The organism is Desulfothermus okinawensis JCM 13304 (genome assembly GCF_054654515.1).
In genome coordinates, this window is record NZ_BAAIEW010000010.1 from 1 (window position 1) to 13,215 (window position 13,215).

Annotated in this window: 12 protein-coding genes; all 12 read right to left on the reverse strand. The window is 34.7% G+C overall.

The annotated features are described in order from the left end of the window. A partial coding sequence (locus tag ACYQ0O_RS05130) for a PAS domain S-box protein (RefSeq protein WP_459891260.1) occupies positions 1–1,503 on the reverse strand: 1,503 nt, incomplete at its 3' end. A gap of 17 nt (positions 1,504–1,520) precedes the next feature. After that, positions 1,521–3,035, reverse strand: a complete 1,515-nt coding sequence (locus ACYQ0O_RS05135; RefSeq protein ID WP_459891262.1) for a methyl-accepting chemotaxis protein — start codon at positions 3,033–3,035, stop codon at positions 1,521–1,523. A gap of 14 nt (positions 3,036–3,049) precedes the next feature. Further along, positions 3,050–3,415, reverse strand: coding sequence for a response regulator (locus ACYQ0O_RS05140; RefSeq protein WP_459891264.1), 366 nt, complete (start codon positions 3,413–3,415; stop codon positions 3,050–3,052). A gap of 16 nt (positions 3,416–3,431) precedes the next feature. Further along, positions 3,432–4,208: a ParA family protein gene (locus ACYQ0O_RS05145; RefSeq protein WP_459891266.1), complete on the reverse strand. Its 777-nt coding sequence runs from the start codon at positions 4,206–4,208 to the stop codon at positions 3,432–3,434. A gap of 100 nt (positions 4,209–4,308) precedes the next feature. Further along, positions 4,309–4,554 (reverse strand): hypothetical protein, encoded by a 246-nt coding sequence (locus ACYQ0O_RS05150; protein ID WP_459891268.1) that lies wholly within the window; start codon positions 4,552–4,554, stop codon positions 4,309–4,311. Continuing rightward, positions 4,545–7,310, reverse strand: coding sequence for a chemotaxis protein CheA (locus ACYQ0O_RS05155; RefSeq protein ID WP_459891270.1), 2,766 nt, complete (start codon positions 7,308–7,310; stop codon positions 4,545–4,547). The genes ACYQ0O_RS05150 and ACYQ0O_RS05155 overlap by 10 nt, the downstream gene beginning before the upstream one ends. A gap of 62 nt (positions 7,311–7,372) precedes the next feature. Beyond that, a complete protein-coding gene (locus ACYQ0O_RS05160; protein ID WP_075068371.1) occupies positions 7,373–7,750 on the reverse strand; it encodes a response regulator in 378 nt (125 codons plus the stop codon). 19 nt (positions 7,751–7,769) lie between these two features. Further along, entirely contained in the window at positions 7,770–8,606 is an 837-nt protein-coding gene (locus ACYQ0O_RS05165) for a CheR family methyltransferase (RefSeq protein WP_459891272.1), read from the reverse strand. A gap of 161 nt (positions 8,607–8,767) precedes the next feature. Continuing rightward, positions 8,768–9,805, reverse strand: a complete 1,038-nt coding sequence (locus ACYQ0O_RS05170) for an Rpn family recombination-promoting nuclease/putative transposase (RefSeq protein WP_459891274.1) — start codon at positions 9,803–9,805, stop codon at positions 8,768–8,770. A gap of 55 nt (positions 9,806–9,860) precedes the next feature. Then, the gene (locus ACYQ0O_RS05175) at positions 9,861–10,514 is read right to left on the reverse strand and encodes a HEAT repeat domain-containing protein (protein WP_459891276.1); all 654 of its coding nucleotides are present in this window, start codon (positions 10,512–10,514) and stop codon (positions 9,861–9,863) included. A gap of 14 nt (positions 10,515–10,528) precedes the next feature. Beyond that, positions 10,529–11,602: a protein-glutamate methylesterase/protein-glutamine glutaminase gene (locus ACYQ0O_RS05180; protein ID WP_162506784.1), complete on the reverse strand. Its 1,074-nt coding sequence runs from the start codon at positions 11,600–11,602 to the stop codon at positions 10,529–10,531. Positions 11,603–11,623: 21 nt separating this feature from the next. Further along, positions 11,624–13,210 (reverse strand): chemotaxis protein CheW, encoded by a 1,587-nt coding sequence (locus ACYQ0O_RS05185; protein WP_459891279.1) that lies wholly within the window; start codon positions 13,208–13,210, stop codon positions 11,624–11,626. Between the last annotated feature and the right edge of the window lie 5 nt (positions 13,211–13,215).

Consider the following 13,215-nt stretch of genomic DNA (forward strand, 5'->3'; position numbering starts at 1 on the left):
TTGTTTTACTTTGCTCACTGGAAAATATAGATAAAATTTTGTCCCTTTATTTAGTTCAGTCTCAAGGTCTATAAAGCCTTTGTTTTGTTTTACTAGACTGTATACAATTGAAAGCCCCATTCCTGTTCCTTTACCTATATCTTTTGTAGTAAAAAAAGGTTCAAATATTTTTTCAATTATATCTTCATAAATCCCACAACCTGTGTCCTTAACTAATATTAACACATAATTTCCTGGAGGAATCTCTTCATTTAATCTTGTCATCTTTTTTTCTGTTAAGGTCAAGTTCTTTGCCTCTATTACAATGGAACCCTTGTACTGTATGGCATCCCTGGCATTTATTACAAGGTTCATTAAAATCTGTTCCAGATGGGTTATATCTACATATATCTTATTTAATTCACTTGCTATATTAATTGAAAAATCAATATCTTCAGTAATAACCCTTCTCATAATTTTATAGAAATTCTCAAGAAATCTTTCCACATCTATAACCTGTCTTTTTCTTGGACCTCCTCTACTAAACATTAAAAGTTGATTTGTAAGCTCTGAAGCCCTTTGTAAAGTGTCTTTGATTCCTGATATATATGGCCTGACTTCCTGACAGGTTAATGTTTTTTTATCGAGCATCTCTGTATGTCCATTTAGTATAGTGATGAGATTGTTAAAATCATGGGCAACTCCAGCTGCAATTCGTCCAAGAGATTCGAACTTTTGACTCTGTAGTAATTGTTTGTTTAGGTCATCTTTTTCCTTTTCAATCTTTTTTCTCTCACTAATATCTCTTACCACTGCCAGTATTGCAGGTTTACCATTATAGTCAATTAAATTCGTATTTGTTTCAACAGGAAAGATTGTACCATCTTTTTTTCTATCTATGGTCTCATATAACAAATTTTTTTTCTTTTTTAAAAGAGAAATGATCTTTTTTATATTGGGTAAGTTGTCACTTCCAGATAAATCAGATAGTTTAATATTTGAAAATTCTTCTTCTGTATACCCATACAACTCAAGACATTTTTTATTATATTCTAACAGATTAAAGTCCATATCAAATATCATTATGGCGTCATTTACATTATTAAATATATATTCGTACTTTTTCCCTAAAAATTTCGTCTCTGTCATATCAAAACCAAATGCAACAAATACAGGTTTATGCAAAGATAAATATTGCAAATAGATCCTGATGGGGTATGTGGAACCATCCTTTCTTTTGTGGATTACTTCAAAAGATATTTCATCTCTTTCTTTATTTTTTAATTGTCTAAAATAACTATTTACCAAATCTTTTTTTATATCAACCACAATATCACATGGTGACATGTTTTTCATTTCATCAGATGACATACCCATATTTTTACACACACTGTCATTAACATAGATGAATTTATATGTCTCAGGATCCAGGACATAAATTTCACTTTTTACATTTTCCACTATTGCTATAAGACGTTCGCAATCTTCCATTGGATAAAAACCATTACTTTTTTCTCTACTCATGGTTATTTCCTTTTCTTTTAGAAAAGCTCAATTGCTGGACCTTCATCCACAGATGAATGTCCTGATATAGTATTTTCATGTATCTTTCTTTCTCCTGCCATTTTATATTTTTCTTTTAAAGCATCAGAAGATGGTATATCCAGATCTATTATAGCTTTTATATCTTCTTTTTCCAAAACAGTTATAAAGGATTTAAAAAAATTTGATAGGGTCTGAAACTCTTCTTGTATGTTCTCTATCCTCTGTCTCACAATGTCCTGAAATTGAATAGAGGCAATGACCTCTATTACCATATCCATTGCAACTTTTGTATGTTCCTGAACAGAATTTAAAATCCTGGCTCTTATTTCTGTTGATTTTTCACTTACTTTAAATATTTCATCTATCTCATTAATAATATTTTCATATGTACCCTCTCTTTCAAGTTCTTTGGCTACATCTAAAAGCCCCTGAAATCTTTGTTCTGTTGTTTTAACAAGACTGGAAATCTTTTCTGTCATCTTTATGGTGGTGATTCGTGATAGTTCAGCTAATTTATGTACCTCATCTGCAACCACAGCAAACCCCCTTCCTGCTTCACCAGCCCTGGCAGCCTCAATAGCAGCATTTAAAGATAAAAGCTTTGTTCTATCAGCGATATCCTTTACCTCTTCTATTAATCCGTCTAAAGACTTCACCTCTCCCATTATACTAACAACACCCTCTATATTTGTTTTTATATTATTCAACCCTTGGGACATTGTTGTCTTCATATCATTTAATACTTCTTCAATGGTCCTTGCCTTAGATCCTGCTTTTTCACTTACCAAATTTTCTAACTCTTTAACGCCTGATAAAACAATATCCAATATCTTATTCACAGATTCCTCTAATTCATTTAATCTGGATACAATATCTGATGCAGTGTCTTCAGTTATTTGTATTATCTCATCATCTTGGTTAAACATTATATTTGTAATATTTATTATTTCTTGTGAAAGTCTTTTGATATACCCTTTGATATCTTTATAATTTTCTTCCAGATGTAGAATTTGATCTTTTAATCCTTTTTTTTCTTGTTTAATAATCTTTATGGTATCCTTTAATTTACTTATTTCCCCCTCTATTATCTTTAAATTATTTAATAAATTTTCTAAAAATTCATTTTTATCTATTTTATCTATATTATGGATTTCTTCGCATAAATTTAGCGGCATATTTTTAGTATCTACTAGATTTAAATGAATGGAATTATCACTTAATAGTTTATTTAACTGTATCATCAAGGATTGTATGGACTTACAAATTTTTTTATATTTTTCTTCCTCTAACTTTTCCATTTCATCTTCTTCTTTAAATTTTTTTCCCATAAAACTAAAGGATATAAGAAATATAAAAAAAATACCTATACAAGTTATATAAAAAGTATATGTGTGATAATTTACATAAACATAATACACTACTATCCCCATAATAAAAGAAACTGTACAACGCATTAAATTTAAAAAAAATTCTTTCATTGGGATTTCCTTTTTTAAATGTTTAGCCACCATAGGTATCCTCCCTATTATGGCAACACCTTTTTTACAACAGCCAGAAGGTCATTTGGCTTAACTGGTTTTACCAACCAGCCAGTTGCTCCTGCCTTTTTTGCCTCCTGTCTTTTTTCCTGTTTGGATTCTGTGGTGAGCATCAGTATTGGCAGAAATCTAAATCCAGGTTTTTTCCTAACCTCTTTTATAAAAGTTATTCCATCCATAATAGGCATGTTTAGATCCGTGATTATAAGATCTGGCTTTTTGCCAGAGCTCAGTTTGCTCAGGGCCTCTTTCCCATTTTTTGCCTTTTCCACTTCATAGCCAGACCTTTTTAACACCCCTTCCATGCTCATAAGTATTGTTGCAGAATCATCAACCAAGAGAATTTTTTTCATGGTGAACTCCTTTGGTTTAAAAGGAATTATAATTATCCGTTATTTCCCGTGCCCAGAACTCTTCTATTTCCTCACATAAAAGATAATAATCCATTGCACCTGCACTTTTTGGTGCAAAGTATCTAACAGGTTTTCCTGAATTAAATGCCTCTGCCAGTCTTATATTGCTCCTTATACCCCTGAGTATTTTTCTAGGGCCAAACACTTTGGTTATATCCTTTATCACCTCTTTGTGCATATTATATCTTCTGTCATACATAACAGGCACAAGACCAAGTAATTTTAATTTTTTATTGTACCTAGTTGCAATTTTATAAAATAATGAACTCATCTGTTTAACCCCAATTGCAGCAAGAAAATGGGGCAAAAATGGAATAATTATTCCCTTTGATGCGCAAAGTGCAGATATTAAAAAGATATCTAAAGTGGGTGGTGTGTCAATAATTATTCTTTGAAACTCATTTAGTTTTATCAAGACATTATAGAGCGTTAATTCATAGAATTTCCCCTGTTTATTTATAAAATGTGTATTTGCTGGGGATATATATAGATTTTCAAAATCAGTCTCATATATGGCCTGGTAAAAATCAAAGTCCTGTTTTTCAAAAATATCATGTGCAAAATATTTTATTTTTCTAAAATCCACGCCAAGTCCATAGCCTGCATGTCCCTGGGTATCCAGATCAATTAAAAGGGTCTTATGTCCCCTTGCTGCCATCTCAGCTGCAAGGTTTACTGCTGTTGTGGTTTTACCAGTGCCTCCCTTTCTATTTGCCACAGAAATTATTAGCATATAATGCTCTCTTTTGTGTAATAACCCCACTCATCACTGATCTTTAAAAAATCATCTATCTCCCTTAACTTCGCTGATTTAAGCGTAAATTTATCCTTATCTATCCTGTATTGTTACTCAAATATTCCGTGATTAAATCTTTATAAAAATCGTCTCCTGGCATTGCTGAAATCTCAGGCTTAAAATACAAAATGGACTGAACAAGGGCTGTGTGCATATATTCCAGGTTTTCCAGGTTAATTTGTGGATCCTTTGTGCTTTTCAACCACTCTACAAAACTTTCTGCCTCTTCCACAGTGCATTGATCTTCAAAAAAAGCAACATTTCCCTCATACCTTATAGCCATCTTATAAGCTCCTTTGGATTTAATATAAGTAACACACGACCATCTCCAAGCAAAGTCGCCCCTGAATACAAGGAGTATTTTTGCATGGCGCCTTCCAGGGGCTTTAAGACAATATCAATTCCTTCATGGAATTTATCCACAATGAGACCAAATTCTGTTTTCTCCATTGTCAGGATTAAAATAGCCATTTCATCTTCATCACCAATGTTTTCCTCTAGTTCAGAATATTTTCTCCCTTGATCTGACACTTCTTCAATCCCAAGTACACTGCGCAAATTATATATTGGGATTATTCTGTTTCTCAAGACAATTACTTCTTTGTCTTTTACCTTATGGATTTCAGAAGAGGGTATCTTTACTGTTTCTGATACATTTTCAATTGGAACCCCAAAAAATTCACCACCAACCTCTATCATTAAAATCCTTGTAACAGCCATGGATAGAGGCAGACTCAGAGTAATTGTAGTGCCTTTTTGCGGCTCAGACCTAATCTTCACACTGCCACCAACCTCTTCCACCATGGCACGAACAACATCCATGCCCACTCCCCTTCCTGAAACATCTGTAACCTTTTTTGCAGTGGATAGACCTGGGGCAAATATTAGATCAAGGGCCTGTTCATTACTCAACTTGCCAAGACTTTCTTCATCAATAAGCCCTTTTTCATATGCCTTTTGCTTCACTTTCTCCACATCTATCCCCCTACCATCATCTCTCACTTCTATTACCACCTGATCCTCTAATTGATGGGCAGCCAAAATAATATGCCCTTCCTCTTCTTTCCCACACGCCACTCTCTCATCAGGGGATTCTATGCCATGATCAAGGCTATTTCTTATAAGATGTACCAGGGGATCTGTCATTTTCTCCAGGACATTTTTATCTGCCCGTGTTTCTTCTCCTTCTATTGTAAGTTTTACCTTTTTGTTTAAGGAACGGGATATATCCCTCACAAGCCTTGGAAATCTTTGAAACACATGGGATACAGGGATCATCCTTATCTGCATTACAATTCCTTGAATTTCTTCGCAAATACGATTTATAGTAGCATACTGACCCTTTAGTTCCCTTCCAAGTTCCCTGCTTTTAAATTCTTCTTCAGCCCTACGAGCCAGATAGGGCAATGCATTCTTAGCAACAACAAGCTCACTCACCAGATCCATCAAAGAATCTATCTGCTCCTGATCCACTTTTAACACCTTTACTTCAGTCTTTATCTGGGGATGATGTATTCTGGAATCCTTTGATATGGGGGGGGATATTCTTGTTTGATTTTTAGTTACAGTCTCTCTTTTTTCACATTTATTTTCTTCAGATGAAATTTCACTGGAAATATCAACCGCTTGTTCTTTAAATAAAAAATCCATCCTGGATAGTAAATTCTGTTTTGTTTCTTTTGCAAGCTCATAAGAAAAATTTTCCATGAGATTATCTATCTGCTGTAAAACAGCATGTGCCACATCTTCATATCCACAGGAAGACAATATATTTGTTAACATATTTTTTATACTCTTAAGCTGACCTGGTTTTATTTTTTCATCACACTCAAGTTCCAGAAGTTCTACCTGTTTTTTTATTATATCTTTCAGTACATCATCCACTGGAATCTTTTTTATTTCTGAAAATTCTTTTATTTTTTCTTTGCTTTTATCTTGAGTTTCATCACAAACAATATTTTCTGCGTCCCTATCTTCAGGAACAACAAATTCATGGGATTTAATAGATTGTATAAGAGATTTTATCCACTTAACTGGAAGGGGAGGTGATTTTGAAATACCTATCTCTAGAAAACTCAATGCAGCATATTCATAACTAGTTTCAGATATAATCTCCTTTACAACTTTAATGGCATCAAGGAGTTCATCTAACTCACCTTGTTCCACCAGCCTCATTGCATCCTCAACAAATAATTCCAGGTGTTCATTAAATACAATATCCCCACATGGACACAAAAGTGCAAATATAGTTATTGGAAATATATTTATTTCATCTAAAACATAAGCAAAATGTTCTTCTAGCTCTTCTGATGGAGCAGAGCTTATCATTGAAAACTTTAATATACATTTAAAAGGATCAAAATCTTCTCTATCTATATCAATAAGTCCACATGAAAATCCCTGTAAAAAAGGAGTTTTCTTTACAGTTATTACAGGATCATCCCCTGTGAAAAAACAATTTTCATTGGGTTCATAAGTTATTAAGTTCAGTTGAACATCCCAATCTGGTGCATCCTTTATTATTGCCAGTCTATGTTTTACAGGGATATGGGTCACTGCATCTAAAATTTCCTGGGTAATCTCAGGAGCTTTAGCTCTATGTTCCAGCTCAGTATCTGCAAGCTCTTTGGATATATCAGGGGCCTTTGGTGTAATATCCTTTGATATGGCTAAAAGCCTTTGTTTTAATTTATTACTATATTCCTCAGCATCTGGACCCAATTTTTCTTCAGACTCTAATTCGTCCATCCATATATTAATTTGATCCAGGATATCTAAAAACACATCTACCACATCAGGAGTTAGGGTAAATTCCCCATCCCTTGCCTTATCCAGGATATTTTCTGCCTCATGTACTAATTCTGTTAAAGGAGTTAATTCAAATACTCCTGAAGAACCCTTTATTGTGTGCATTGATCTGAAAAGACTATTTAATATGTCAGGGTCATCTGGATTTTCCTCTAATTTCAAAAAATCAGAGCTCGCCTGTTGAACCAGATCCCTTGTTTCTTCTATAAATTGTGCAAGTAAATTATCCATGTATTGCCCCCTTAGAATATTGATTTGGATATTAGGTGCTGGGTTTTGGCAAAATTCAGCATCTAATCCCCAATATTACCCAACAACCCCCTTACAATTGACTCCAGCACATGAGGTTTTACTGGTTTAACAAGATAATAGTTTGCACCTGACTCATATGCCTTTATTTTATCCTTAACATCTGATTCAGTGGAAACCATTATTGCGGGTATATCAGAAATTTCTTCATTTGAACGCATTTCCTTTAAAAAGGAGTAGCCATCCATAACAGGCATGTTTATATCCACAAATACAAGGGCTACTTTTTCTTTTAAAATCTTTTCAAGGGCTTCCATTCCATTTATGGCTTCATCTGTATCAATCCCCAGTTTTTCCAGCAAACCTTGATGATACTTTCTTACAGTGGGAGCATCGTCTACCACTAACACCTTTTTATTCATAAAATCCCCCTGATTAATCTTAATATGGCTTTTGATAGGCTATACAATTTTGAAATTTTCGCACCTTAAACAAAGAACATATCCTGCTCATGGACTCAGAATGTCCAAGAAAGATGAACCCCCCTGGATTTAAGCTGTCATAAAAACTGTTTGCTACTTTTGCCCTGGCCTTATCATCAAAATATATTAAAAGATTGCGACAGAATATCACATCAAAATACCTCATCTTTTTTGTTTCAAGCACATTGAAGACATTTACCCGCTTAAATTCTATGGCATCTCTTATATCCTCGGTTAGTTGGTATTTACCTTCACCAAGGGATTTAAAATATTTTTTAATCAAAGTGCGTGGCAATTGTTTTATTGACCTGGTTCCATAAATCCCCTTTTTGGCTTTTTCCAGGGCATTTGTATCTATATCTGAGGCAACTATTTCAACGTCAAATTTATCAATATCTGGCCAATATTCCAGAAGATATATGGCAATAGAATATGGTTCTTCTCCTGTGGAACAGGGAATTGACCATATTCGTATAAGATTTTCCCTTTTACTTTCACATATCTCAGGAAGCACTTCTTCAACCAAACACTTAAACTGGTATTCTTCTCTAAAAAAATATGTCTCATTAACTGTCATGAGATTGACCAGATTCTCAAATTCCTTACCACTTCTGTCAAATCTGAGATATATAAAATAAGAACGAAAATCCTTATAACCTGTGGCCTTGATTCGCTCTATAAGTCTCTTGTCCACAAAATATCTCTTTGAATTTCCAAAATAAATACCTGTTTTTTTGTAAAAATATTCTCTAAATTTTTCAAAGTCGTGATCTGTTATTACAATATCATCCTGCATGTAGGTACTCCCTAACCCGGGTTGTCAAAACCTGGGTTAACTATTAGAACAATTTTAATTTAATATTCTCTTTCTACCCCCCTAGTTTAGTATTTAGTATTTTGATAAATCGGAGGGTTAATTACATTAAAAGGGTTATTATTGTTACTTTTTATGATAAATCACTTATCGCTAACCCTTAAAAATTCCTCTATCTCCTTTATATCTCTGGATTTAAGCACCAATCTGTTGAGTTTCTTTAGTGTGTCTTTGCTCTCTATTTTATTTATCTTTTCTCTTAACCTCTTGGGCACATTGTCAAACTTTAGCTCAATACCCTCTATGATCATAGTGCGCATTGCATATATCATCCCTTCCTGAATACCATGTTGCCTGCCTTGCTGAATCCCCTGCTGGATTCCCTGTTGTATTCCCTGCTGGATTCCCTGTTGTATTCCCTGCTGGATTCCCTGTTGTATCCATTTTTGAGCCAATGACGGCATACTATCACCTCCTATTCCTTCTAATATCTCCTCTAATTCCTCCTCTGATGCCTCACTTCCTGCTGATATATACTCTAAAACTAACATCAATCTATTCTTATCTATACTGTACACCTTCTTTAATACAGGTGTTAATGACTCCTTTAAACCTCTTATCTCATCAAATATGTGTTTCATGCATAAAAGGCCTGCGCTTAAAAACAAGTTCACTCCTATATCCAATATTTCTTTATCCTTATATAAATTGGTATCAAACAATACCACCTTAAAATCTACCAGATACTCTTTTATTTCCTCTGGTACATCAAAATAGTCTGAAAACCTGACTGGTAAATTGTATCTCTTCCTGCCATGATAAAAAATAACTGGAATTATAGGCCTTGGCCCCTTACCCCTCTCCATATCCTTCTTCCACATCACCACAAGATAGCTCAATATCTGAATCAATACACGCCTGTCTGGATAGGACTTGTGTTCAAATACAAAATATAGCTCACCTTCTCTTTTGCCAAATTTGCATCTTACTGCTATATCCAGATAATACCTCTTATATTCCTCATCACTCTTCTCACTATCTATTATCTCAACACTGTCTAAATTTATGTGTCTTACCAGAGATTGTGGCAAAAATTCCCTTATAAAATCCCTTACATTCCTCTTATCGCCAAATAGCTTCTTGAAAAATGTGTCATGGGGACGAGTAACCCTTATATCCATGTCATTTATTTCCTATCCATGCCAGTTTTTTAAGTACCTGGGTTAACATATTGGTTTAGCATTTTGATAAATCAGGGTTAAGGTCTTGCAACAGTGAATCAATAACAAATGTTATATATGGCTCATCTTTAAATTTATTTTTGATTTCTAAAAGTGTGGGTTCCATATCTGGAGTAACCACCAGTTCACTTAACGCATCTAAGGCAGTAGAAACTACATTTATATGGTTATCTTTTTTTGCAGTTTCAAGGATCCATTTTGGAACATCTTTGTGTTTTAAGGAACTCAAGATATTAAGTGCAAAAATTCTTATATCTGGATCAGGATGGGTTAGAAGTTTTTCAATGTGTTTTTCCATCTGATCTGGCATCTTTTGTAGGACTTCTATAACCCTGTTTCTTAAAGCTGCATCTTCTGATGATAAAAAGGGTATTAACTTTTCTGCAATTGGCTCACAATTTATCTCCAGAAGTACATTTAAGATAACATCCTGTACGCTTTTATCTGTTTCCTTTTCTAATCTCTCACAAAGTGGCAAAATTGCCCTTTCACCATACTCAAGTAAGTCTCTGGCTGCCCATCTCCTTTTTATGGAATCATCATCCTGGAGTTGTTCAACCAGTGTATCAAAATTCCTCTCCTTCTTTCTTCTTTCTCTAGGTCCATCTTCTTTGGTTGGCTCTGTTTTTCTAGATTTTATAAGACCCATAATTAGCTCCTTTATTAACTCCTCATATTAACTAACTTTGCCAGTTTATCAGCTATCTCATAAGAAGGGAGCACAAAATCTGCTCCATTCCTTTCTATAAGCTCCCTTGGCATTCCAAAAACAACTGCAGTCTCCTCAGACTCAGCAATGGTCTTGCCTCCCTGTCTATGCACCTCTGCCATGGTCTTTGCACCGTCATATCCCATGCCAGTTAAAAGCACTGCTATTATCTTATCAGCAGGGATTGTGTTTAGTGCAGATTCAACCATCTTATCCACTGAAGGATGCCATAAATATTTAGGGTCTTCGTCAACACTCTCAGCAATAACCCGCTTTAATCTTGTTTTTACCTCTACATCAGCATTTCCCTTTGCAATATAGATCTTCCCAGGCTCAAGGGGTATGGCTTTTTCTACATGGACCACTTCAAGTTCACATACCTTATTCAGACGTTTTGCAAATACCCTTGTAAAACTTTCAGGCATGTGTTGGGCTACAAGTATTGGCAGGGGGAAATCTCCAGGGAGGTTTGACAATATCTCTTCAAGGGTAGACGGCCCTCCTGTGGAACTTCCAATTAAAACAATGCCCTTAAACCCTGAAATGGTTCTAATTTTCTTTCTGGGCAATTTATCTGCATGTCTGACTCTTATCTTTTCCCTTTTTAAGCGATTTCTCACTTTTAATATGGATTTTCTGGATACAACTGCCTTTATCTTTTTAATGAGCTCATCTTTGATCTGTTTTATGTTTAAAGAAACTGTTCCCCCTGGCTTTGGAATATAATCGACTGCCCCAAGTTCAAGGGCCTCAAATGTAACTAAAGCCCCTTTTTCTGTTAACGAAGACACCATAATAACAGGTCTGGGAAACTCTGACATAATATGAGTTAAGCACGTGATGCCATCCATTACAGGCATGTTTATATCCAGGGTAACAACATCGGGATCTATTTCCCTTATCTGCCTTAAGGCATCTTCTCCATCTCTGGCAGTATATACCTCAAACTCATGCTCCAGCATTTCTCTTAAATATTTTCTCATTAATGCAGAATCGTCTACAACCAATACCTTAATTCTCTGTTTCATTGCCAAATCTCCAGATTGTAATTAGTTGTCCTCAGAAATAGAAGATATTTCTTCAAACTCTTCTTCTTTTAAGAGCTTTTCCACATTTATAATAAATATCATTCTTCCCTGTTCTTTTAAATTAATTACCCTATCTAAGACATCTGCCTGTTCCTTTGACATTTTTGGGACATTTTCCATTACTATTTTATCAACACTTAGAACTTCTGACACACTGTCCACAATAAAACCCATACTAACACCCCTGGTATTTAGCACAATAATGCGCTGGGATTCCTTTTTTGTTGTAGAAGGAAGACCAAGACGCTTTCTCATGTCCATAACAGGAAGTACTCTGCCCCTTAAATTAATCATTCCTTCTATATATTCTGGTGTCTTTGGTACTATATTTATCTCTTCTGGTACCAGAATTATCTCCTGTATATTTTCAATTAAAATACCATATTCTTCATCTTTTAGCCTAAAAACAACAAGTTGAATCTCATCCTCTTCCATGGTTTCTTGCTTTTGTTTATCCTCCATACTACTCTCCTTGTATTCCTGACTCATTGATATGGCAATTTCCATTGCAGGGTGCTTCATCATATCTTTTAAAGACAGAACACTTACAAGACGCTTTCCATTTTCCAGTCTACAAACTGCCCTGATATCCTTTTGATCTGATGAATTTTGCAATAGATCAGGAAGTGGATCCCATTCATTTTCAGATACCTTGAAAATTTCACATACCCTATCCACCACAAGGCCTACTTCATATATATTTTCTTCATAAAAACAGGTGGCAACCAGTATTCTGCTCTGTTCAGGGTCGTGATTGGATTTAAGTCCCAACATCTTATTGAGATTCACAATGGCTAAGGTTTCGCCTCTATAATTTATTATCCCCATAAAACACTCATCTGTATCTGGGACATGGTAAATTTCATCAGGATAACGAACAATTTCTTTTATTTCAGACACCTCCAGGGCAAATTCCTGAATATCTAAATTAAAACTCACAACCTGATGGATATTTTCATCTTCATCTTCTCTATTTTGTTTTTTGCTATATAATTCCCCAGAGACAAGATCAGCTCCAGAAGATTGTATGTTCTCATGTTCAGAATAAAATTCCCTTTTCACTATTTTTTTCCCATCCAGAACCTGTATTAATATGGACTTATTTTTGGGATGTCTTATAACACCTATTAAAAAATCGGCCTGGAGCTCCTGTTTATTCTTTTCTTGCTCTATATCATCTTCTTCCACCTGGATAACCCTGTCAATTTTATCCACTAAAAAACTAATTGGTTGTCCTATATCTATAATAACCACTCTGGAGTTCTCAGTTATCTGTCTTTTTTCTAATCCCAATATTGTCCTGAGATCCAACACAGGCAAAATAGTTCCCCTTAGATTTGCAAGCCCTATTAGAGAAGGCGGAGTTAATGGTACCCTCACTGTTTCTGGCACCCAGATTATCTCCTGAACCACATTCATATCAAAGGCAAAGCACTCTTCTCCAATATAAAAAGTAACAAATTGTCTGTTTTTCCCCTCTTCTTCACTGAGGTCTTTTTTATCATCAGCAGGATTTGTATCTAATTTTCTGTCTTCATTTATATCCATAATTA

What these genes read in the sequence shown, in the direction of transcription:
- ACYQ0O_RS05135 (WP_459891262.1), bottom strand. Translation starts at nt 3,035, where the DNA reads ATGGTGGCTAAACATTTAAAAAAGGAAATCCCAATGAAAGAATTTTTT.
- ACYQ0O_RS05140 (WP_459891264.1), bottom strand. Translation starts at nt 3,415, where the DNA reads ATGAAAAAAATTCTCTTGGTTGATGATTCTGCAACAATACTTATGAGC.
- ACYQ0O_RS05145 (WP_459891266.1), bottom strand. Translation starts at nt 4,208, where the DNA reads ATGCTAATAATTTCTGTGGCAAATAGAAAGGGAGGCACTGGTAAAACC.
- ACYQ0O_RS05150 (WP_459891268.1), bottom strand. Translation starts at nt 4,554, where the DNA reads ATGGCTATAAGGTATGAGGGAAATGTTGCTTTTTTTGAAGATCAATGC.
- ACYQ0O_RS05155 (WP_459891270.1), bottom strand. Translation starts at nt 7,310, where the DNA reads ATGGATAATTTACTTGCACAATTTATAGAAGAAACAAGGGATCTGGTT.
- ACYQ0O_RS05160 (WP_075068371.1), bottom strand. Translation starts at nt 7,750, where the DNA reads ATGAATAAAAAGGTGTTAGTGGTAGACGATGCTCCCACTGTAAGAAAG.
- ACYQ0O_RS05165 (WP_459891272.1), bottom strand. Translation starts at nt 8,606, where the DNA reads ATGCAGGATGATATTGTAATAACAGATCACGACTTTGAAAAATTTAGA.
- ACYQ0O_RS05170 (WP_459891274.1), bottom strand. Translation starts at nt 9,805, where the DNA reads ATGGATATAAGGGTTACTCGTCCCCATGACACATTTTTCAAGAAGCTA.
- ACYQ0O_RS05175 (WP_459891276.1), bottom strand. Translation starts at nt 10,514, where the DNA reads ATGGGTCTTATAAAATCTAGAAAAACAGAGCCAACCAAAGAAGATGGA.
- ACYQ0O_RS05180 (WP_162506784.1), bottom strand. Translation starts at nt 11,602, where the DNA reads ATGAAACAGAGAATTAAGGTATTGGTTGTAGACGATTCTGCATTAATG.
- ACYQ0O_RS05185 (WP_459891279.1), bottom strand. Translation starts at nt 13,210, where the DNA reads ATGGATATAAATGAAGACAGAAAATTAGATACAAATCCTGCTGATGAT.